Raw genomic sequence first — 21,765 nt, 5'->3', positions numbered from 1 at the left:
GCTCGTCTCTGGTATTGATTAACGGCAAAAAATGCAGCAACTTTAATCATTTCGCTGGTTTATTCAGCGGGATGCAGGGCCACACAGAGTTGCTGCGCCGCCAGCAGCAGTCGCGGGCCTGGCCGGCTCAGCCAGTCCTCGTTGATGGCAATCACCGGCACAGTGAGCTGTGGCCGCCAGAAGTCACGGATGTTTTCCGCCTGCTGTGCACTGCCCGCTGTCACCACGGCCTGAGGATGGCGCATCAGTACCTGCTCACGGCTAACCTGTGGCCAGCTGACGCGACTGTCGGCAAAGATATTCCTGCCACCACATAATGTAATAATCTCATTCTGCAGCGTGGCTCTGGCGGCGGTAAACAGCGGCTGCTGTCCAAACTGTAAAAAAAGCGGAACCGCAGTCAGGTGAGTATAGCGCTGACGCAGTGCGGCTTTCTGCTGCCGTAACGCCTGAGCCGCTCTGCTTGCCTGCTCCGGGCTGGGACTCCAGCGGCCCAGATCGACCAGCGCCGTGAACATCTCCTCCAGCGTCTGCGGATCAATCCATTTAACCGGTACCCCAAGCTGCTGCAACTGGTCAATCTGACGTTGCGGATTACCGCCGCGCCAGGCTAAGACCAGATCCGGTTTGAGCTGCAGAATGCGTTCGGTCTTGATGCCCTGCCAGTTGGCGACCTGTTCAATCTGTTTCGCCTGCGGCGGGTAGTCAGACCACGCACTGACCGCAATCGGCGTAATCCCGGCAGCAAAGGCGAGTTCAGTAAGGTGGGGAGCGAGGGTGATAACACGGGGCGGGGAGGCAAGCAGGCTGCCGCTCAACAGCAGCAGCCAGCAGAAAAGCAGCGTTTTAGCCACGCGCCAGATGCGCCAGCAGGTTCTCCACCAACAGCGAAGATTGCTTCGCTGCTACGCTTAAGAACTCATCAAAGCTGAGATGAGATTCCTTATCGGCCACGTCGGAAATCGCACGGACCACCACAAACGGTACCTGGAACTGATGACAGACGTGACCGATGGCAGTCGCTTCCATCTCAACGGCAATCGCCTGTGGGAACAGGTTGCGAATGCGCGCCAGCGGTTCGGCACCATTGATAAAGGCATCACCGCTTACCACCAGACCGCGTACGGCATTCAGGTCCAGCTGCTTAATGCAGGCTTCCGCTGCGGCGATAAGCTTGCTGTCTGCCATAAACGCGGCCGGGCAACCCGCCATCTGCCCTGGCTCGTAACCAAAAGCGGTGACATCCGCATCGTGATAACGCACTTCATCTGACACTACGATATCGCCGACGCTGAGCGACGGCGCTAAACCGCCCGCCGAACCGGTGTTGATCACCACATCGGGTTTGCAGAGCTGCAGCAGCAGCGTGGTGCCCAGCGCCGCAGAGGTTTTACCAATGCCTGATTTCAGCAGTGCCACCTCAACGCCCTGCAGGGTGCCGGTATAGATTTCACAACCCGCCAGCGACAGCGTTTGACGGTTTTCAATTTTGTCGCGCAGCAGTGTGACTTCCTGCTCCATCGCGCCAATAATGCCTGCTTTCATAGTGAGTTCCGCTAATGTAAAGAATCAAAATTTAGGGCATAGTCTACCATGGCATCCAGGGGATTAATTCACGAAAAAGTCAGGGGTAATTCATGTCGGCGATCAATTTCAGGAAGAAGATCAGCTTCTCGCGCCCTTATACCAGCCGAAAAGATCCGGAAGGCGAATATTACATTACCCGCCATTTTGAGAGCGATCGTGGACGGATTATCAACTCTGCCGCCATCCGGCGACTGCAGCAGAAAACGCAGGTCTTTCCGCTGGAGCGCAATGCCGCCGTCCGTTCCCGACTGACGCACTCGCTGGAGGTGCAGCAGACCGGACGCTACATCACCAAAGAGATCCTGCAAACCCTGAAGATGCAGGGTGGACTGGCACAATATGGTCTGGATGAGCTTGAAGGCGCTTTTGAAAGCCTGATCGAAATGGCGTGTCTGCTGCATGACGTGGGTAATCCGCCGTTTGGTCATTTTGGCGAGGCGGCTATTAACGACTGGTTTGAAGATAACCTGGCTGCCGAGCTGGTCGATCCGCTGGTGGCGGGGGTTGAAGGCGATGCGCAGCGTAAAGCCTTTGATGAGCTGAACGCCATGATACGCCAGGATCTCTGCCATTTTGAGGGCAACGCGCAGGCTATCCGTATGGTGCATACGCTGCTGCAACTCAATCTCAGCTACTCTCAGGTCGCCTGTATTCTGAAATACACTGCACCTGCCTGGTGGCAGGGTGAAAAGCCTGCCGAATTTAGCGTGTTAATGAAGAAGCCCGGTTTTTATCTCTCTGAGCAGGATTATATTGCCGACCTGCGTGCTGCCACCAATATGGAAGAACACCACCGCTTTCCGCTCACCTATATAATGGAAGCGGCGGATGATATCTCCTATTGTATTGCCGATTTGGACGACGCTGTAGAAAAAGATATCTTTAATGTTGAGAGTTTGTTTGAATTTCTCAATAAAGCCTGGGGGCCGGTTAAAAATAATGACGCTTTCAGCCGAACTATTGGTGAAGCCTGGCGTGAAGCCTGCAGTAAAAAACGCCGCAGCCGCAGCGATCAGTTTTTTATGTCATTACGCGTAAATGTTCAGAGCGTGCTGGTCAGTTACGCGGTGAAACGTTTTGTTGATAATCTTCCTGCAATATTCGAGGGAAGTTTTAACCATGCGCTGCTGGAAGATGAGGGTGAAGAGGGTCGCTTACTGCAACTGTTTAAGACCGTTGCGCGCCAGCAGGTGTTTAATCACTCCGAAGTTGAACAGCTGGAGCTGCAGGGTTACCGCGTGATTAAAGGGCTGCTGGAGATCTATCAGCCGCTGATGCGCCTCAATTATGAAGCCTTTACCACGCTGATGAATGAGGATTTTTTACGCCAGCACCCGATTGAAACGCGACTTTTTCATAAGCTCTCCGGGAAACACCGCAAAGCCTATTTGCACAAGATGCGTAATCTGGTTGTGGAGCATAAATATCAGCGGCTGTTGTGGGAGCGTTATTATCGCTTCCGGCTTATTCAGGATTATATTAGCGGTATGACCGATCTCTATGCCTGGGATGAGTACCGGCGTCTGATGGCAGTAGAATAAGCCGCCGATTGTAAAGAGCGCGAATAAATTTTTACCTTTGACTTAAACTTTTAAAGGAACTTCGCGCTAAAACATTTATCTCACCTTTCGACCACAGCAATGGTCTGAACAGTAATCTTATTGAGAAACGAAAAATGAAAAAAAAGACTTTAGTGTTAAGTGCGCTGGCGTTGAGCCTGAGCATGGCGCTCGCCCCTGTTACTGTTTCTGCTGCGCAAACGGCCTCTTCCGAAAGCCAGCAACTGCCAAGCCTGGCTCCCATGCTGGAAAAAGTGATGCCGTCTGTGGTCAGTATCAGCGTTGAGGGCACCACCACAGTCAAAACGCCACGCATGCCACAGCAGTTTCAGCAATTCTTTGGCGACAATTCGCCATTCTGCCAGGACGGTTCACCGTTCCAGGGTTCACCCATGTGCCAGAACGGTGGTAACGGCGGAGCGCCAGGCCCGGATACCCAGCAGGAGAAATTCCGCGCGCTGGGATCGGGTGTCATCATTAACGCCGAGAAAGGCTATGTGGTCACCAACAACCACGTGGTGAACAATGCCACCAAAATTCAGGTGCAGCTGAGCGATGGCCGTCGCTATGACGCCAAAGTCATTGGCAAAGATCCGAGTTCCGATATTGCGCTGGTGCAGCTGCAGGACGCCAAAAACCTGACCGCAGTGAAGATCGCCGACTCTGACAGCCTGCGGGTGGGTGATTACACCGTGGCCATCGGTAACCCTTACGGACTGGGCGAAACCGTGACGTCAGGTATCGTCTCTGCGCTGGGACGCAGCGGCCTGAATGTGGAAAATTATGAGAACTTTATTCAGACCGATGCGGCGATTAACCGGGGCAACTCCGGTGGTGCGCTGGTTAACCTCAACGGTGAGCTGATCGGGATTAACACCGCGATTCTGGCACCGGATGGCGGCAACATCGGTATCGGCTTTGCTATCCCCAGCAACATGGTGAAAAACCTGACGGCGCAGATGGTGGAGTTTGGACAGGTGAAACGCGGCGAGCTGGGCGTGCAGGGCACGGAACTCAATTCCGAACTGGCTAAAGCGATGAAGGTGGACGCACAGCGTGGTGCGTTTGTCAGCCAGGTACTGCCAGACTCCGCTGCCGCGAAAGCGGGTATTAAAGCCGGTGACGTGATTGTCTCCATGAACGGCAAACCGCTGAGCAGCTTTGCTTCACTGCGTGCAGAAGTGGGTTCACTGCCGGTTGGCACCACCCTGAAGCTGGGCCTGCTGCGTGACGGCAAACCGGTCGATGTTTCTGTTAAGTTGCAGCAGAGCAGCCAGGCGAAAGTGCAGTCCGCCACCATCTACAACGGCATTGAAGGCGCTGACCTCAGCAATGTTGAAACCGGCGATAAAGGCGTTCGCGTTGATAATGTGAAAGCGGGCAGTGCCGCAGCGCGTATCGGCCTGAAGAAGGGTGACGTGATTCAGGGCGTTAACCAGCAGCCGGTAACCAACCTCGGCGAGCTGCGCAAAGTCCTCGATACCAAGCCCGCTGTTCTGGCGCTGAATGTGAAGCGCGGCGATAGCAGTATCTACCTGCTGATGCAGTAACGGAACGATCACTGATAAAGAGGCGGACTGCGGTCTGCCTTTTTTATGCCCGGCGTTTGCCCCGGCAGAGTGTGATGCTTACCGCAAATTCGGCAAATGACCGGCTGGCTCTATGCAAATGCACAATGTGCTGCCTGCTTCCCATGCGTATTCTGTTTCTCCCCCCTCTTTTTCAGGAGTAATGGATGGCTACCTATCACCTTGATGCCCGGCTGGCACAGGATATCGTGGCGCGCACCATGAAAATTATTGACAGCAATGTCAATGTGATGGATGCGCGGGGCCGCATTATCGGCAGCGGTGACCGGGAACGCATTGGGGAGTTGCACGAAGGTGCGCTGCTGGTGCTTTCGCAGGGCCGCGTAGTCGACATCGATGAAGCGGTAGCTAAACACCTTCATGGCGTACGGCCCGGCATTAACCTGCCGCTGCGCATTGATGGTGACATCGTCGGGGTGATTGGCCTGACCGGCGAGCCGCTGGCCTTGAGACACTACGGCGAGCTGGTCTGCATGACCGCAGAAATGATGCTGGAGCAGGCGCGGCTTCTGCATATGCTGGCACAGGACAGCCGTCTGCGTGAAGAGCTGGTGCTGAATCTCATCCGCAGCGATACTCTGTCGCCACAGCTCACCGAATGGGCTCAGCGGCTTGGCATCGATCTTAATCAACCGCGAGTGGTGGCCGTTCTGGAGGTGGATAGCGGTCAGCTTGGTGTCGACAGTGCGATGTCAGAGCTACAGCAACTGCAAACGCTGCTGACCACACCGGAGCGCGATAATCTGATCGCCATTGTGTCACTGACCGAAATGGTGGTGCTGAAACCCGCCCTGAATGGGCATGGACGTTACGATCAGGATGATCATCGACGCCGCGTTGAGCAGTTGCTGCAGCGGATGAAAGAGAGTGGTCATCTTCGGATGCGCATCGCGCTGGGTAACTTCTTTACCGGGCCGGGCAGTATCGCACGCTCTTACCGGACGGCGCGCACCACCATGATGGTGGGCAAGCAGCGTATGCCCGAAGTGCGCAGCTATTTTTATCAGGATCTGGTACTGCCGGTGCTGCTCGACAGCCTGCGAGGCGGCTGGCAGGCCAATGAACTCGCCCGGCCGCTGGCGAAGCTCAAGAGCATGGATAACAACGGTTTGCTGCGCCGCACGCTAATCGCCTGGTTCACCCATAACGTCCAGCCGAGCGCTACCGCACGTGCGCTGTTCATTCATCGTAATACGCTGGAGTACCGCCTGAACCGGATTTCTGAACTGACCGGACTGAATCTGGGCCATTTTGACGACAGGCTGTTGCTCTATGTGGCTTTGCAACTGGATGAGCAGGGGTAGGGAGCAGATTTGCGGCATAAAAAAGGTCAGCAAAGCTGGCCTCTCTTGTCGTAAAGGACATTAACGGCTGTTGCGGGTTAATTTTTCCAGGTCCGATTCAATTTCTGAGATCTTGTGGGCGACAACGCTTTCCAGATGACGCAGGTCATCCAGAATTTTGCGTTTCAGATCCACTTCGACCTGATCGCGCTGGCAAATCTGGTCCAGTTCATCGATGACATAACGCAGATTCGGGCTGATTTCCTGAACTTCTTTGTAGCCCTGCGTCGCGTGATCGGCAACGACAGTTTTGCGCTGGCGCGGATATTTGAATTTAACGCTCTTCGCGAAAAACTCGCCTTTATCTTTGCGGAAGTAGATCTTCAGAATGTCGTTATTGGCTTCCTGACGCAGGCTGTAGCGGTCAATGTCGTCCGGATTACTGATACCTAAGCTTTTCAGATTGTCATACATAGCGTTGTTTCCATCAAAAGTGAGAAGCGCGCAGACTTGTTCATGACGTCCGTCAACTGTAGACATAAATAAGCGGGATGAACATTGCGCGACAGGATTTAACTGGCGCGGATTATGACCTGGATAAAAACTAAACGCACCAGTTAATTCGCGGCGCGAAGCATGTTATTTGATAATGACTGTAAAGAAAAGATGACGGGCTGGTTTCCAGCCCGTCAGATTAATCACTCTATAGTGCGCAGCAGTTCGTTGATACCGGTTTTGCCCAGCGTTTTCGCATCGACTTTCTTCACGATCACCGCACAGTAGAGACTGTAGCTGCCATCTTTGGACGGCAGGTTACCTGAAACCACCACGGAACCGGCAGGCACACGACCATAATGGACTTCGCCCGTTTCGCGGTCATAAATTTTGGTGCTCTGACCGATGTAAACGCCCATTGAGATCACTGAGCCTTCTTCAACAATTACGCCTTCAACGATTTCAGAGCGTGCGCCAATGAAGCAGTTGTCTTCGATAATGGTCGGGTTAGCCTGCAGCGGTTCCAGCACACCACCGATACCCACACCGCCAGAAAGGTGAACGTTTTTACCAATCTGCGCACAGGAGCCGACGGTCGCCCAGGTGTCTACCATGGTACCTTCATCCACGAAAGCGCCAATGTTGACGTAAGAAGGCATCAGCACCGTATTGCGGGCGATACAGGCACCCTGACGGACAGCCGCAGGCGGCACGACGCGGAAGCCTGCAGCTTTGAAACGCGCTTCGTCCCAGCCGGCAAACTTCATTGGCACTTTGTCGTAAAAGCGGGTTTCTGCACCTTCCATCACCTGATTGTCATTGATGCGGAAAGAGAGCAGCACTGCTTTCTTCAGCCACTGATGCGTTACCCACTCGCCGTCGATCTTCTCAGCAACGCGCAGCTCACCGCTGTCCAGCAGAGAGATCACCTGGTTGATGGCATCACGGGTTTCGCTGTCAACGCTGGCAGGGGTGATGTCAGCGCGACGTTCGAAGGCGGATTCAATAACGCTCTGTAACTGTTGCATATTTTTTTCCTGATCTGTCATGTGCGATGCCGGGCAATAACCCGACACAAGTAAAGAGATTAATGTTTACAAATCGAGTCTGGTCACACTTTATCGTTTGGATTAAGGGCCTCTGTCAACCGTTGTTGCAACGCTTTGCGCATTTCTTCGTCCAGCGCCTGACGTTCACTGTTGGCCAGAATAAACAAATCTTCGACCCGCTCGCCGATGGTACTGATGCGTGCGCCGTGCAGCGACACACCGAGATCGGCAAAAACTTCGCCGACCCGCGCCAGCAGGCCTGGCTGATCCAGCGCCACCAGCTCCAGGTAGCTGCGACGATCGGTATGCGTTGGCAGAAAATTGACCTCGGTATCCACGCTGAAATGCCGAAGTTTGGCTGACGGACGGCGGGTACGCGGTGGTACCCAGTCAGACTGGGTGATCGCCTGCTCCAGCGCCTGAATGATCATCGGATGGCGATCCGGCGACAGCGGGCTGCCATCCGGTTCCAGCACAATAAAGGTATCCATGGCCATGCCGTCGCGGCTGGTAAAGATCTGCGCGTCGTGAACGCTGAGATTGCGGCGGTCGAGTTCTCCGGCGACGGCGGCAAACAGGTGCGGACGATCGGGACTCCAGATGAAAATTTCGGTTCCGCCGCGCGTGGCCTGCGGACTGACCAGCACCAGCGGTTTCTTCAGATCGTGAACCAGTAAGTGGCGGGCATGCCAGGCAATCTGATTAGGCGTATGGCGCAGGAAATAATCTGCCCGGCAGCGATTCCAGATCTGGTGCAGGCGCTCTTCATCGATGTTGTCCATCCGAAGCAGCGCCAGCGCCTGCAGGCGATGGTGACGCACCCGCTCACGCAGGTCCGGACTGTTTTCCATGCCGCGTCGCAGCTGCTTCTCGGTGGCGAAAAAGAGCTCGCGCAACAGGCTCTGCTTCCAGCTGTTCCACAGGCTTTCGTTGGTGGCGCAGATATCGGCGACGGTCAGGCAAACCAGATAGCGCAGCCGGTTCTCATTCTGCATCACCTCAGCGAACTGCTGGATCACCGTCGGGTCCTGAATATCGCGCCTTTGCGCTGTCACTGACATCAGCAGATGATGACGCACCAGCCAGGCCACCAGCTGCGTTTCCCGCGAGTTCAGGCCATGCATTTCAGCGAAGTCGAGCGCGTCCTGTGCGCCGAGAATCGAGTGATCGCCACCGCGCCCTTTGGCAATGTCATGCAGCAGTGCTGCCATCAGCAACAACTCCTGCTGCGGCAGACGCGGCCATAACTCTACGCAGAGCGGATGCTGCGGACGGGTGGTTTCATTGGCAAAGCTTTCCAGCTTCTGCAACACGCGGATAGTGTGCTCATCCACGGTGTAGGCGTGAAACAGATCAAACTGCATCTGGCCGACAATATGGCCCCACAGCGGCGTGTAAGCCCATAACACGCTGTGACGGTGCATCGGTACGAGTGCCCGGCTGACCGCGCCGGGATGACGCAGAATCGACATAAAAGTGCGACGCGCTTCCGGAATCTGACACAGCGGCTGTTTAAGATGACGACGCGCATGGCGCAGATGACGCAGGGTAGTGGAGTAGATCCCTTTGATGCTGTCGTTACGCACCATGACATAGAACATGCGCAGAATTGCCTGCGGTTCCCGGGTAAACAGCGTTTCATCGCGCAGGTCGATCAAATCGCCACGCAGCTGGAAATCATCATCGACAGGTCTCGGTTTTTCGCTGGTAGAGAGCGCCAGAATCGCCTCATCAAACAGCTGCAGCAGCATCTGATTCAGTTCGCCGATGCGCCGCGTGACGCGATAGAAATCTTTCATCATTCGCTCGACCGGCTCATTACCTTCACCCTGGTAATTCAGGCGCTGCGCCACGCTGAGCTGGCGATCGAACAGCAGCCGATTATCGTAGCGGGGCAGGGAGAGATGCAGGGCAAAGCGGATGCGCCAGAGAAATTCCTGGCATTCGTTGAGTTCGCTGCGCTCCGCATCGGTGAGGAAACCAAAGCCAACCATCTCATCCAGCGTGGTGGCACCAAAATGGCGTCGGGCGACCCACTGCAGCGTATGGATATCGCGCAGACCACCCGGACTGCTCTTGATGTCCGGCTCAAGGTTATAGCTGGTGCCGTGGTAACGCTTGTGGCGTTCCTGCTGTTCTTCAATTTTGGCGGCAAAGAAGGTGGATGAGGGCCAGAAGCCGTCACTGAAGATGTTTTTCTGCAGTTCCAGAAACAGCGCCACGTCGCCGGTCAGCATTCGCGACTCAATCAGGTTGGTGGCAACAGTAAGGTCTGACAGTCCTTCCAGCAGACACTCTTCCAGCGTGCGGACACTATGGCCCACTTCCAGCTTGAGGTCCCACATCAGCGTCAGCAGATCGCTGGTGCGCTGTGCGGCCTGTTCGTCCAGCGGCTGTCGGCTGAGGATCAGCACATCAATATCAGAGAGCGGATGCAGTTCGGCACGACCATAGCCGCCCACGGCGACCAGCGCGATAGAGGGCATCGCATCAAAGCCAAAGAAGCGCCACAGGCGACACAGTAGCCGGTCAATAAACAGCGTACGCGCATCAATCAGCGGCTCAACGGCTTCACCGGCATCAAATGCGGCAGCCAGGTGCTGCTGAAACTGCTCCAGCCGCGGCTTCAGAATGTCGCGGGTCAGCTGGTCGTTACCCCATTCGGCCGGCGAATCGACCAGACCGTTTTTTACCTCTTCTGACAGACTCACGCTCATGCAGCTTTTCTCTATTTTTAGCCAAAAAAAAGCCGGCTCATCGCCGGCTTGATCTGTGTGAGGAAAATCACCCTTCAGCAACGAGCACGGCAGGGATCGTGTCATCTTTACGCAGGGTTAAAATCTCACAGCCGTTTTCCGTCACCACAATAGTATGCTCATACTGTGCGGACAAGCTGCGATCTTTGGTTTTTACCGTCCAGCCATCTTTCATTGTGCGGATGCGGTAATCACCGGCATTGACCATCGGTTCTACCGTAAAGGTCATGCCTGCCTGCAGTACCACGCCGCTGTCATCGGCATCGTAATGCAGCACCTGCGGCTCTTCGTGGAAGCCCTTACCGATGCCATGGCCGCAATATTCGCGCACCACGGAGAAGTCATTCGCTTCCACATACTTCTGGATAGCCCGGCCCAGCTCGCGCAGACGAATGCCGGGCTTAATCAGACGCAGGGAAAGATAGAGGCTCTCCTGCGTGACGCGGCACAGGCGCTCGCCCTGAATGGTCGGCTTGCCGACGATAAACATCTTAGAGGTGTCGCCGTGGTACTCATCTTTAATCACGGTGACATCAATATTGACGATATCGCCATCTTTTAACGGGCGATCGTCGCTGGGGATGCCGTGGCACACCACTTCATTAACGGAGATGCAGACCGATTTCGGAAAGCCGTGATAGCCGAGGCAGGCAGAGACCGCCTGTTGCTTTTGGGTAATGTGCTCGTGGCAGATGCGGTCCAGTTCACCGGTGGTCACACCCGGTTTAACGTAGGGTTCGATCATCTCCAGCACTTCGGCGGCCAGTCGGCCCGCGACGCGCATTTTTTCGATTTCTTCAGGGGTTTTAATTGAAATTGCCATTAAATTAATCCGCAGTTGTCGAAATTTTCGACAATAATAAGTTCTGTGCTGTCATGTTAGCAGTCAGCAAATGGGCTGCCAAATAGAGAACGCGCTGGCCTCTGTCAGCGATCATTTATTGGCGTCACTGGGCTGGTTGTGATATAAAGCGCGCCGACGATTCTCTGTATGGCCGTCTCGGTCAGCAGGAAACGCATAACTCTCATTATGTGTACTAAAACACACATGTATCGACACATACGCCGGGGTGCCTTGAAAGAGGTCGGTCGTATGGGATACATGGAGGCCCAACCCCAATCAAACTTTAGAGGTTTTATCATGGCAACTGTTTCCATGCGCGACATGCTCCAGGCTGGTGTTCACTTCGGTCACCAGACCCGTTACTGGAACCCAAAAATGAAGCCATTCATCTTTGGTGCTCGTAACAAGGTTCACATCATCAACCTGGAAAAAACGGTTCCTATGTTCAACGAAGCTCTGGCTGAACTGAACAAGATCGCTTCCCGTAAAGGTAAGATCCTGATCGTAGGGACTAAGCGCGCTGCTGCTGAAGCGGTAAAAGAGTCTGCACTGAGCTGCGACCAGTTCTTCGTAAACCATCGCTGGTTAGGTGGCATGCTGACTAACTGGAAAACCGTGCGTCAGTCAATCAAACGTCTGAAAGATCTGGAGACTCAGTCTCAGGATGGTACGTTCGACAAACTGACCAAAAAAGAAGCGCTGATGCGTGCGCGTGAGCTGGCCAAGCTGGAAAACAGCCTGGGCGGTATCAAAGACATGGGCGGTCTGCCAGACGCGCTGTTTGTTGTTGATGCTGACCACGAACACATCGCAATCAAAGAAGCAAACAACCTGGGTATCCCGGTATTTGCTATCGTTGATACCAACTCAGATCCAGATGGCGTTGATTTCGTTATCCCAGGTAACGACGATGCGATCCGTGCTGTAAACCTGTACCTGACTGCCGTTGCGACCACCGTTCGCGAAGGCCGCTCTCAGGACCTGGCTGAGCAAGCTGAAGAAGCGTCTTTAGAAAACGCTTAATTAAGGTTTGCTCTGCATAAGAGCCCTTAGCATTCAGATGTGATCTGTAAGGGGCCTATAGTGGCCCCTTTATTTATCTAAGTCTGTTACGCCCCCAACCGGACGGCGGGACAGAGTAAATTTTCCGCAAATAAGTGTCTGCGGGTACCTATGTACACAGGCACGAACCGAGGATTCTGGAATGGCTGACATTACCGCTGCATTGGTAAAAGAACTGCGCGAGCGTACTGGCGCTGGCATGATGGATTGCAAAAAAGCGCTGACTGAAGCGAACGGCGACATTGAGCTGGCGATTGAGAATATGCGTAAGTCTGGCGCAATCAAAGCAGCGAAAAAAGCAGGCAACGTTGCTGCTGATGGCGTAATCAAAACCAAAATCGTTGGCGACTACGGTGTGATTCTGGAAGTTAACTGCCAGACTGACTTCGTAGCAAAAGATGGCGGTTTCCAGGCTTTCGCAGACAAAGTTCTGGATGCGGCTGCCGCTAATCGCGTCACTGACGTTGAAGTCCTGAAAGCGCAGTTCGAAGAAGAGCGCGTTGCACTGGTTGCTAAAATCGGTGAGAACATCAACATCCGTCGCGTTGCAATCCTGGAAGGCGCAGAGCTGGGCAGCTACCTGCACGGCGCGCGTATCGGCGTTCTGGTTTCAGCGAAAGGCGCTAATGAAGATCTGATCAAACAGATCGCGATGCACGTTGCAGCGAGCAAGCCTGAATTCGTTAAGCCAGAAGACGTTTCTGCTGACGTGGTTGATAAAGAGTACCAGGTTCAGCTGGACATCGCGATGCAGTCTGGCAAGCCAAAAGAGATCGCAGAGAAGATGGTTGAAGGCCGTATGAAGAAATTCACCGGCGAAGTCTCTCTGACAGGTCAGGCTTTCGTTATCGACCCAAGCAAAACCGTTGGCCAGGCTCTGAAAGAGCAGGGCGCTGACGTGATCAACTTCATCCGCTTCGAAGTGGGTGAAGGCATCGAGAAAGTTGAGTCTGACTTCGCTGCAGAAGTTGCAGCAATGTCCAAACAGTCTTAATGCTCTGAAAGAACCGCCAGATGGCGGTTCTTTTTTGTCTGTGAATCGCAACAGACACGTTTTCAGTTTCATCCCAATAGCATTTTCTTTGCGGTAAGCGGATGATCGATCAGAATTTACTTCTCCTTTACACCCAATCTTCCAGGAAGAACTGACCATGGCGACCAACGCAAAACCTGTTTATCAACGTATCCTGCTTAAACTCAGCGGCGAAGCTCTGCAAGGCGCTGAAGGTTTTGGTATCGACGCGAGTGTGCTTGACCGCATGGCACAAGAGGTAAAAGAGCTGGTTGAGCTGGGCATCCAGGTTGGCGTGGTAATTGGCGGAGGGAACCTGTTCCGCGGCGCGAGCCTGCAGCAGGCAGGTATGAACCGTGTCGTAGGTGACCACATGGGTATGCTGGCGACTGTAATGAATGGCCTGGCGATGCGTGATGCACTGCACCGCGCCTATGTGAATGCACGCCTGATGTCAGCGATTCCACTCAATGGCGTCTGTGACAACTACAGCTGGGCAGAAGCGATCAGCCTGCTGCGTAACAACCGCGTCGTCATCTTCTCTGCGGGTACCGGCAACCCGTTCTTTACCACCGACTCTGCGGCGTGTCTGCGTGGCATTGAGATTGAAGCGGACGTGGTACTGAAGGCGACCAAAGTTGACGGCGTCTACTCTGCCGATCCGGTGAAAAGCCCGGATGCGACACTGTATGATCAACTGACCTATGCCGAAGTCCTGGATAAAGAGCTGAAAGTGATGGATCTGGCGGCCTTTACTCTGGCGCGTGACCACAAATTACCTATCCGTGTTTTCAACATGAATAAACCTGGCGCACTGCGTCGCGTAGTGATGGGTGAAAAAGAAGGCACCCTGATTACGCATTAATACCCGAGGCGAGATAAAATAAGGTATATTCTGTCAGCGCGATGAGAATGCATCGCGCACCAGTCAGGATTATCGATGATTATCGATCCCGCTTCCGGTTATGCCGGAACTGGCCAGGTCAAACCGAATCCAAGGGTTTCAACGTGATTAACGACATCAAAAAAGATGCTGACACGCGCATGGAAAAATGCGTTGAAGCATTCAAAACGACCATCAGCAAAGTGCGCACCGGTCGTGCGTCACCTACGCTGCTCGACGGCATCGTCGTCGAATATTACGGCACGCCGACGCCACTGCGTCAGCTGGCTTCTGTCACTGTGGAAGATTCACGCACGCTGAAAATCAACGTGTTTGATCGTTCACTGAGTTCGGCAGTCGAAAAAGCGATCATGAAGTCTGATCTCGGTCTGAACCCAAGTTCAGCCGGTACTGACATCCGTGTTCCGCTGCCAGCGCTGACAGAAGAGCGTCGTAAAGATCTGATTAAAATCGTGCGCGGCGAAGCCGAGCAGGGCCGTGTGTCGGTACGTAACGTCCGTCGCGATGCCAACGATAAAATCAAAGCACTGCTGAAAGATAAAGAAATCAGTGAAGACGACGAACGTCGTGCGCAGGACGAAGTGCAAAAAATGACCGATGCATACATCAAGAAAGTTGATGCTGCACTGTCAGAAAAAGAGACGGAGCTGATGGATTTCTGATTCCATCACTGCCGGACAAAACGCCGTACAGAGAGGTATTCGTATGAATGCGACATCTGGCGGCGTTTTACATTGTGCCTGCGGGCACGCTGACTTCACACGGATAGCCTCATGAAGCGATTAACTCTGCTGGGATCCACCGGCTCGATCGGCACCAGTACGCTGGCGGTGGTTCGCGCCAACCCAGAGCTTTATCAGATTACGGCGCTGGTTGCCGGCCATAACGTGGCGCTGATGGCCGAACAGTGTGCGGCTTTCAGGCCACGCTATGCCTGCATGGCAGACGAGACTTCTGCCGCTGCGCTGCGTGAGCGACTGAGAGCAATCAGGGTCAATACTGAAGTGCTCTCCGGCGTTCAGGCAGCCTGTGAGCTGGCCGCGCTGGATGAGGTGGATCAGGTGATGGCGGCCATTGTCGGTGCATCAGGTTTGCTGCCAACGCTGGCCGCTATTCGCGCCGGTAAAACGGTGCTGCTGGCCAACAAAGAATCGCTTGTCACCTGCGGCCGTTTGTTTATGGAGGCGGTGCGTCATCATAACGCACAGTTACTACCAGTCGACAGCGAGCATAACGCCATTTTTCAGAGTTTACCGGCTACCATCCAGCATCAGTTAGGTTACGCTGGCCTGCGGGATAATGGCATTGAGTCAATTATCCTTACGGGATCGGGTGGTCCTTTTCGTGACACAGATTTAGCGGATCTCAGCGCCATGTCGCCGGATCAGGCCTGTGCACATCCGAACTGGTCGATGGGGAGAAAAATCTCTGTCGATTCGGCCACCATGATGAATAAAGGTCTTGAGTACATTGAAGCCCGTTGGCTGTTTAATGCCAGCGCAGCGCAGATGGAAGTGATCCTTCACCCACAGTCGGTGATTCACTCCATGGTGCGATACTGCGATGGCAGCGTGCTGGCTCAGTTAGGTTCTCCCGATATGCGTACGCCCATTGCCCATAGTATGGCGTGGCCTTCGCGCATCAAAGCAGGCGTGACGCCGCTGGATTTTACCCGCATGTCGGCGCTGAGCTTTGCAGAACCTGATTTTAGTCGCTATCCCTGCCTGAAGCTGGCCATTGATGCCTGTGAGGCAGGGCAGGCGGCGACCACCACGCTGAATGCAGCCAACGAGGTTGCCGTCGCGGCTTTCCTGAATAACCAGATCCGCTTCACCGACATCGCTGCGCTTAATAGCGCGGTGATGGCGGCACAAGTGTGTCCGGAGCCGGATTCGGTGGACGCTGTCCTTGAAATTGATTGCTCCGCGCGCGCGCTGGCGGCAGAAATGTTGCCGCGCTTCACCTCGTGAAGCCGATCGTTATGAGGCCATTTGTTCGCTTCAGGTGAAAATGGTATAGTCGCTGGCTCGCGTTTCACGGTCTGTCACCGAATTCGGTGTGGCCCGGCACCAAAAGCGTGTCGGGATTTGAATCGGGCGCAATGTATTCAGAAACCACAGCATTTCTGATGAAAGGAATTGGTTAAGCGTTATGTCGTCTAACAATCACAACAACACTGATGACCAGCAGGGAAACGGTCCGCGCCATGTCGCTATCATCATGGATGGCAACGGTCGCTGGGCCAAAAATCAGGGAAAATTGCGTATTTCAGGACACAAAGCGGGCGTTAAATCGGTGCGCCGTGCCGTCAGCTTTGCGGTCAGCAACAATCTTGAAGCCCTGACGCTTTACGCCTTCAGCAGTGAAAACTGGAGCCGTCCGGCACAGGAAGTCACCGCATTAATGGAACTGTTTGTCTGGGCGCTCGACAGCGAAGTAAAAAGCCTGCACAAACACAATGTTCGCTTACGCGTCATTGGCGATACCAGCCGTTTCAGCCCGCGTATTCAGGAACGTATTCGCCGTTCTGAGACGCTGACCGCAAATAATAGTGGCCTGACGCTCAACATTGCTGCCAACTATGGCGGCCGTTGGGATATTATCGAAGGCGTGAAAAAACTGGCTGAGCAGGTGCAGGAAGGATTACTGCGTCCTGACCAGATTACCGAAGAGAGCCTGACGTCGCAGCTCTGTATGCAGGAGCTGGCGCCAGTGGATTTAGTGATAAGGACCGGGGGAGAGCATCGGATTAGCAACTTCCTGCTGTGGCAGATTGCCTATGCTGAATTCTATTTTACCGATGTGCTCTGGCCGGATTTCGATGAACACGTTTTTGAAGGTGCACTGAATGCATTCTCTCTGCGGGAGCGTCGTTTTGGCGGCGCTGCACCAGGCGGCGCCTGAGCAATCTGGGGGTAACCTTTGCTGAAGTCTCGTCTGATTACCGCGTTGATATTAATTCCGCTGGTAATAGCTGCACTGTTCTGGTTACCACCTGTGGGCTTTGCTCTCACTACCATCGTTATCTGTATGCTGGCCGCCTGGGAATGGGGCCAGTTTGCAGGGATGGCATCACGGCAACAGCGCGTCTGGCTGGCTGTACTTTGTGGTCTGCTGCTGGCGCTGATGCAGTTTACGCTTCCACCTTATCAACACACGGTGCATCTGCCCCAGGTCGCGACATCGCTTTGGGCGTCGCTGGCGTGGTGGGTCGTTGCACTGCTGCTGGTACTCTCCTATCCCACTTCTGCGGCCTTCTGGCGTCATTCGCGCCCGCTTCGCTTACTGTTTGGCGTGTTAACGCTGGTGCCTTTTTTCTGGGGCATGGTGGCGCTGCGCCAGTATCACTATGAAACCGATCACTTCGCTGGTGCCTGGTGGCTGCTGTTTGTGTTGCTGCTGGTGTGGGGGGCGGATTCAGGTGCCTATATGTTTGGCAAGATGTTTGGTAAACATAAGCTGGCACCGAAGGTCTCGCCAGGTAAAACCTGGGAAGGCTTCCTGGGCGGCCTGGTCTCCTCAGCGCTGATTGCGCTGCTGTTTGCCTCACTGGCACCGCTGACGGTCTCGACCGGTACGCTGGTGATTTGCGCGGTTATCGCAACGCTGGCCTCTGTGCTGGGCGACCTCACTGAGAGCATGTTTAAACGTGAAGCAGGTATCAAAGACAGTGGCAATCTGATACCGGGTCACGGCGGCATTCTTGATCGCATTGATAGTCTGACTGCGGCGGTGCCGGTGTTTGCCTGTTTATTGCTGCTGGTGTTCCGCACCCTTTAAGGACAGGCAAAGATGTTGAGCATAATCTGGAGTTTCTTCGCCTTTATCGTTGCGCTGGGCGTATTGATTACCGTTCATGAGTTTGGCCATTTCTGGGTCGCTCGTCGCTGTGGCGTCAAAGTTGAGCGTTTTTCCATTGGGTTTGGTAAGTCGCTCTGGCAGCGTCGTGACCGCCACGGCACGGAATTTGTCATCGCGCTGATTCCCCTTGGTGGCTACGTTAAAATGCTCGACGAACGTGTCGAAAGCGTGCCATCCGAGCTGCGTCATCAGGCTTTTAATAATAAAGCCGTCTGGCAACGCGCCTCCATCATCGCGGCAGGTCCTGTCGCTAACTTCCTCTTTGCCATCTTTGCCTGGTGGGTGGTGTTTATTCACGGCGTGCCTGGTGTGCGTCCGGTAATTGGTGAAATTTTAAACGGTTCGGTCGCTGCGGAAGCGCAAATTGCGCCCGGCATGGAACTTAAGGCCGTTGACGGTATCGAAACGCCTGACTGGGATGCTGTGCGTATGGCGCTGGTGGGTAAAATCGGCGACAGCAGCACCACGTTAACGGTGGCACGATTTGGCGAGGACGCGACTCAGCAGAAGCAGCTGGATTTGCGTAACTGGCAGTTTGAGCCTGATAAGCAGGATCCGGTCGTCGCGTTAGGCATTCAGCCTCGCGGTCCGCAAATTGAGACCACACTGGCAGAAGTTCAGGCGAATTCGCCAGCCAGTGAAGCCGGTTTGCAAGCAGGCGACAGGATCGTTAAAGTCGATGGTCAGCCATTATCGCAGTGGCAGACGTTTGTCACCCAGGTCCGGGACAATCCCGGCAAAAGCATGACGCTTGAGGTGGATCGCGGCGGTGAATCAATTGCGCTGACGATGACGCCAGAAGCGAAAGCTGGCACGACAGCGGGCTTTGCGGGTGTGATTCCGCGCATTGTTCCGCTGCCCGAAGAGTACAAGACGGTAAGGCAGTATGGCGCGTTTGCGGCTATCGGTGAGGCCAGTGTAAAAACCTGGCAACTGATGAAGCTTACCGTTTCCATGCTGGGCAAGTTAATAACCGGTGATGTGAAGCTGAACAACCTGAGCGGGCCAATCTCGATTGCGCAGGGTGCAGGGTTGTCAGCAGAGTATGGGTTGATTTACTACCTGATGTTCCTGGCGTTGATTAGCGTCAACCTGGGCATTATCAACCTGTTCCCTCTGCCGGTTTTAGATGGTGGGCACCTGCTGTTCCTGGCGATCGAAAAGATCAAAGGTGGACCGGTGTCCGAGCGAGTTCAGGACTTTAGTTATCGCATCGGCTCAATTTTGCTGGTGCTGTTAATGGGGCTTGCACTTTTCAATGATTTCTCACGTTTGTAACCGCTGGAACGCGAACATTCGAGGGATGTGTTAGGAAAACGCATAACAACGATGGCGATGAAAAAGTTGCTCATAGCGTCGCTGCTGTTTAGCAGCGCCACCGTTTACGGTGCAGACGATTTCGTGGTGAAGGATATTCATTTCGAAGGGCTGCAGCGAGTCGCCGTCGGCGCGGCTCTGCTGAGCATGCCAGTACGGGTTGGCGATACGGTGAATGACGATGATGTCAGAAATACCATTCGCTCGCTGTTCGCTACTGGCAACTTTGAGGATGTTCAGGTCCTGCGAGACGGTACAACGCTGATTGTCCAGGTCAAAGAACGTCCTACCATTGCCAGCATTACCTTCACCGGTAACAAAGCGGTGAAAGAGGATCAGCTCAAACAAAATCTGGAAGCTTCAGGTGTCCGTGTCGGCGAAGCGCTGGACCGCACTACTATCTCTTCTATCGAGAAGGGACTTGAAGACTTCTATTACAGCGTCGGTAAATATACCGCTAACGTAAAAGCCGTGGTCACGCCACTGCCGCGTAACCGCGTTGATCTGAAGCTGGTCTTTACGGAAGGTGTTTCTGCCAAAATTCAGCAGATAAACATTGTCGGTAATAAAGCCTTCAGCTCAGATGAACTGATCTCCCGTTTCCAGCTGCGCGATGAAGTGCCATGGTGGAACGTGGTGGGTGATCGTAAATACCAGAAACAGAAACTGGCGGGCGACCTCGAAACCCTGCGCAGCTTCTATCTGGATCGCGGCTACGCACGCTTCAACATCGATTCGACCCAGGTCAGCCTGACGCCAGATAAAAAAGGCATCTACATCACGGTAAATATCACCGAGGGCGATCAGTACAAAATTGCTGGTGTGATCGTCAATGGCAGCATGGCGGGCCATTCAGCAGAAATTGAACATCTGACCAAAATTCCGGCTGGCGAGCTTTATAACGGCGCCAAAGTCACGAAAATGGAAGATGACATCAAGAAACTGCTGGGCCGCTATGGCTATGCCTATCCGCGCGTAGCCACACAGCCTGAAATCAACGACACCGATAAAACCGTAAAACTGCATATCAACGTGGATGCGGGCAACCGTTACTACGTGCGTAACGTCCGTTTCGAAGGCAATGACACGTCAAAAGACTCGGTGTTACGTCGCGAAATGCGTCAGATGGAAGGTGCATGGCTGGGCAGCGATCTGGTTGAACAGGGTAAAGAGCGTCTGAACCGTACCGGTTACTTTGAAACCGTCGATGTGGATACGCAGCGTGTACCAGGTGCGCCGGACCAGGTTGATGTGGTCTACAAGGTTAAAGAGCGTAACACCGGCACCTTTAACTTCGGCGTCGGTTACGGCACTGAAAGTGGTGTGAGCTTCCAGGTCGGGGTCACGCAGGATAACTGGCTGGGCACCGGTAATACCGTTGGCATCAGCGGGACCAAAAATGATTACCAGACCTATGCTGAATTCTCGCTGACTGATCCTTACTTCACCGTTGATGGTGTGAGTCTGGGTGGCCGTCTGTTCTACAACGACTTTAAAGCAGACAATGCGGACCTGTCTGACTATACCAACAAAAGTTATGGTCTGGATGGCACGCTTGGCTTCCCGGTTAACGAAAACAACACATTGCGTGTCGGTCTGGGCTATGTGCACAACGACCTGTCAAACATGCAGCCGCAGGTTGCGATGTGGCGTTATCTGGATTCAGTCGGCAAGCCGCAGCAGCTTAATGATAAAGGCGAATTCTCAGCCGATGACTTCACCTTTAACTATGGCTGGACGTACAACACGCTGGACCGCGGCTTCTTCCCGACATCCGGTAACCGTACCAACCTGAACGGTAAGGTAACGATTCCAGGCTCAGATAACAGCTTCTATAAGGCCACGCTGGATACTCAGCAGTATGTGCCAATTAACCAGGATCGTACCTGGGTGCTGCTGGGCCGTGGTCGTGTGGGTTATGGAGATGGACTCGGCGGCAAAGAGATGCCGTTCTATGAGAACTTCTACGCCGGTGGTTCGAGCACCGTGCGTGGCTTCCAGTCCAACACTATTGGACCGAAAGCGGCTTACTACAATAACAACTCGTCGAACTGCCGAATCGCCGATCCCAATGGCGTCTGTAAGTCTGACGATGCGGTGGGCGGTAACGCCATGGCGATTGCCAGCCTTGAGCTGATTACGCCAACGCCGTTCCTGAGCGAGAAGTATGCTAACTCGGTGCGTACCTCGGTGTTTGTCGATACCGGTACCGCATGGGATACCCATTGGGAAAATACCGCTGAAACACGTGCGGCGGGTATTCCTGACTACAGCGATCCAAACAATATCCGCGTATCAAGCGGTGTGGCGCTGCAGTGGATGTCACCGCTCGGTCCGCTGGTGTTCTCGTACGCCCAGCCGATTAAGAAAGTCGATGGAGACAAGTCAGAACAGTTCCAGTTTAACATTGGTAAAACCTGGTAATGTTCTGAGCATGGATGCATAGC

General features: G+C 54.0%; 18 protein-coding genes. 12 read left to right on the top strand and 6 right to left on the bottom strand.

Translation table 11 applies throughout. From position 1 onward, the window contains the following. Positions 1–59: 59 nt before the first annotated feature. Positions 60–854 carry a vitamin B12 ABC transporter substrate-binding protein BtuF gene (gene btuF, locus F3I44_RS08480; RefSeq protein ID WP_150010717.1) on the bottom strand — a complete coding sequence of 265 codons (795 nt, stop codon included), beginning with the start codon at positions 852–854 and terminating at the stop codon, positions 60–62. After that, complete coding sequence (gene mtnN / locus F3I44_RS08475; RefSeq protein WP_150010715.1) at positions 847–1,545, bottom strand: 5'-methylthioadenosine/S-adenosylhomocysteine nucleosidase; 699 nt, start codon at positions 1,543–1,545, stop codon at positions 847–849. The genes btuF and mtnN overlap by 8 nt, the downstream gene beginning before the upstream one ends. Before the next feature lie 92 nt (positions 1,546–1,637). Here mtnN and dgt point away from each other — a divergent pair, with 92 nt between their 5' ends. From dgt to F3I44_RS08460, 3 genes are all read left to right on the top strand, one after another. Then, positions 1,638–3,128 (top strand): dGTPase, encoded by a 1,491-nt coding sequence (dgt, locus tag F3I44_RS08470; protein WP_150010713.1) that lies wholly within the window; start codon positions 1,638–1,640, stop codon positions 3,126–3,128. Positions 3,129–3,262: 134 nt separating this feature from the next. Next, positions 3,263–4,696, top strand: coding sequence for a serine endoprotease DegP (gene degP, locus F3I44_RS08465; protein WP_150010711.1), 1,434 nt, complete (start codon positions 3,263–3,265; stop codon positions 4,694–4,696). A 185-nt stretch (positions 4,697–4,881) separates the two neighbouring features. After that, positions 4,882–6,039 carry a CdaR family transcriptional regulator gene (locus tag F3I44_RS08460; protein ID WP_013356833.1) on the top strand — a complete coding sequence of 386 codons (1,158 nt, stop codon included), beginning with the start codon at positions 4,882–4,884 and terminating at the stop codon, positions 6,037–6,039. 60 nt (positions 6,040–6,099) lie between these two features. On the opposite strand, the gene F3I44_RS08455 is transcribed toward F3I44_RS08460, so the two are convergent. The 4 genes from F3I44_RS08455 to map all read right to left on the bottom strand — a co-directional run bounded on the left by F3I44_RS08455 (position 6,100) and on the right by map (position 11,141). Next, positions 6,100–6,492, bottom strand: coding sequence for a DUF3461 family protein (locus F3I44_RS08455; protein ID WP_033731626.1), 393 nt, complete (start codon positions 6,490–6,492; stop codon positions 6,100–6,102). Between the two features lie 224 nt (positions 6,493–6,716). Further along, on the bottom strand, positions 6,717–7,541 hold the full coding sequence (gene dapD, locus F3I44_RS08450) for a 2,3,4,5-tetrahydropyridine-2,6-dicarboxylate N-succinyltransferase (protein WP_150010709.1): 825 nt from the start codon (positions 7,539–7,541) through the stop codon (positions 6,717–6,719). Between the two features lie 83 nt (positions 7,542–7,624). After that, a complete protein-coding gene (gene glnD, locus F3I44_RS08445; protein ID WP_150010707.1) occupies positions 7,625–10,279 on the bottom strand; it encodes a bifunctional uridylyltransferase/uridylyl-removing protein GlnD in 2,655 nt (884 codons plus the stop codon). 67 nt (positions 10,280–10,346) lie between these two features. Further along, a complete protein-coding gene (map, locus tag F3I44_RS08440) occupies positions 10,347–11,141 on the bottom strand; it encodes a type I methionyl aminopeptidase (protein ID WP_041456646.1) in 795 nt (264 codons plus the stop codon). A 318-nt stretch (positions 11,142–11,459) separates the two neighbouring features. On the opposite strand from map, the gene rpsB reads away from it, so the two are divergent. The 9 genes from rpsB (at position 11,460) to bamA (ending at position 21,742) form a co-directional block, all read left to right on the top strand. Next, the gene (gene rpsB, locus F3I44_RS08435; protein WP_031375276.1) at positions 11,460–12,185 is read left to right on the top strand and encodes a 30S ribosomal protein S2; all 726 of its coding nucleotides are present in this window, start codon (positions 11,460–11,462) and stop codon (positions 12,183–12,185) included. Between the two features lie 181 nt (positions 12,186–12,366). Further along, complete coding sequence (gene tsf / locus F3I44_RS08430) at positions 12,367–13,218, top strand: translation elongation factor Ts (RefSeq protein ID WP_150010705.1); 852 nt, start codon at positions 12,367–12,369, stop codon at positions 13,216–13,218. Between the two features lie 157 nt (positions 13,219–13,375). Next, positions 13,376–14,101, top strand: coding sequence for a UMP kinase (gene pyrH, locus F3I44_RS08425; protein WP_013356840.1), 726 nt, complete (start codon positions 13,376–13,378; stop codon positions 14,099–14,101). A 143-nt stretch (positions 14,102–14,244) separates the two neighbouring features. Beyond that, a complete protein-coding gene (gene frr / locus F3I44_RS08420; RefSeq protein ID WP_150010703.1) occupies positions 14,245–14,802 on the top strand; it encodes a ribosome recycling factor in 558 nt (185 codons plus the stop codon). 111 nt (positions 14,803–14,913) lie between these two features. Then, positions 14,914–16,110 carry a 1-deoxy-D-xylulose-5-phosphate reductoisomerase gene (ispC, locus tag F3I44_RS08415; RefSeq protein WP_150010701.1) on the top strand — a complete coding sequence of 399 codons (1,197 nt, stop codon included), beginning with the start codon at positions 14,914–14,916 and terminating at the stop codon, positions 16,108–16,110. 181 nt (positions 16,111–16,291) lie between these two features. After that, positions 16,292–17,044 (top strand): (2E,6E)-farnesyl-diphosphate-specific ditrans,polycis-undecaprenyl-diphosphate synthase, encoded by a 753-nt coding sequence (ispU, locus tag F3I44_RS08410; protein ID WP_009091989.1) that lies wholly within the window; start codon positions 16,292–16,294, stop codon positions 17,042–17,044. 18 nt (positions 17,045–17,062) lie between these two features. Beyond that, on the top strand, positions 17,063–17,920 hold the full coding sequence (cdsA, locus tag F3I44_RS08405) for a phosphatidate cytidylyltransferase (protein ID WP_150010699.1): 858 nt from the start codon (positions 17,063–17,065) through the stop codon (positions 17,918–17,920). 12 nt (positions 17,921–17,932) lie between these two features. Beyond that, a complete protein-coding gene (rseP, locus tag F3I44_RS08400; RefSeq protein WP_150010697.1) occupies positions 17,933–19,279 on the top strand; it encodes a sigma E protease regulator RseP in 1,347 nt (448 codons plus the stop codon). Between the two features lie 51 nt (positions 19,280–19,330). After that, a complete protein-coding gene (gene bamA / locus F3I44_RS08395; protein WP_150010695.1) occupies positions 19,331–21,742 on the top strand; it encodes an outer membrane protein assembly factor BamA in 2,412 nt (803 codons plus the stop codon). The last annotated feature ends 23 nt before the right edge of the window (positions 21,743–21,765 follow it).

The sequence above is a fragment of the Pantoea sp. F_5 genome, from assembly GCF_008631595.1.
GTDB lineage: Bacteria > Pseudomonadota > Gammaproteobacteria > Enterobacterales > Enterobacteriaceae > Pantoea > Pantoea gossypiicola.
The sequence above is the reverse complement of the archived record's forward strand: the minus strand, read 5'-3'. Positions and strand labels throughout refer to the sequence as shown.

Bases quoted from the DNA above. Each gene is read 5' to 3' on its own strand.
- mtnN (WP_150010715.1), bottom strand. From the start codon at position 1,545: ATGAAAGCAGGCATTATTGGCGCGATGGAGCAGGAAGTCACACTGCTG.
- dgt (WP_150010713.1), top strand. From the start codon at position 1,638: ATGTCGGCGATCAATTTCAGGAAGAAGATCAGCTTCTCGCGCCCTTAT.
- degP (WP_150010711.1), top strand. From the start codon at position 3,263: ATGAAAAAAAAGACTTTAGTGTTAAGTGCGCTGGCGTTGAGCCTGAGC.
- F3I44_RS08460 (WP_013356833.1), top strand. From the start codon at position 4,882: ATGGCTACCTATCACCTTGATGCCCGGCTGGCACAGGATATCGTGGCG.
- F3I44_RS08455 (WP_033731626.1), bottom strand. From the start codon at position 6,492: ATGTATGACAATCTGAAAAGCTTAGGTATCAGTAATCCGGACGACATT.
- dapD (WP_150010709.1), bottom strand. From the start codon at position 7,541: ATGCAACAGTTACAGAGCGTTATTGAATCCGCCTTCGAACGTCGCGCT.
- glnD (WP_150010707.1), bottom strand. From the start codon at position 10,279: ATGAGCGTGAGTCTGTCAGAAGAGGTAAAAAACGGTCTGGTCGATTCG.
- map (WP_041456646.1), bottom strand. From the start codon at position 11,141: ATGGCAATTTCAATTAAAACCCCTGAAGAAATCGAAAAAATGCGCGTC.
- rpsB (WP_031375276.1), top strand. From the start codon at position 11,460: ATGGCAACTGTTTCCATGCGCGACATGCTCCAGGCTGGTGTTCACTTC.
- tsf (WP_150010705.1), top strand. From the start codon at position 12,367: ATGGCTGACATTACCGCTGCATTGGTAAAAGAACTGCGCGAGCGTACT.
- pyrH (WP_013356840.1), top strand. From the start codon at position 13,376: ATGGCGACCAACGCAAAACCTGTTTATCAACGTATCCTGCTTAAACTC.
- ispC (WP_150010701.1), top strand. From the start codon at position 14,914: ATGAAGCGATTAACTCTGCTGGGATCCACCGGCTCGATCGGCACCAGT.
- ispU (WP_009091989.1), top strand. From the start codon at position 16,292: ATGTCGTCTAACAATCACAACAACACTGATGACCAGCAGGGAAACGGT.
- rseP (WP_150010697.1), top strand. From the start codon at position 17,933: ATGTTGAGCATAATCTGGAGTTTCTTCGCCTTTATCGTTGCGCTGGGC.
- bamA (WP_150010695.1), top strand. From the start codon at position 19,331: ATGGCGATGAAAAAGTTGCTCATAGCGTCGCTGCTGTTTAGCAGCGCC.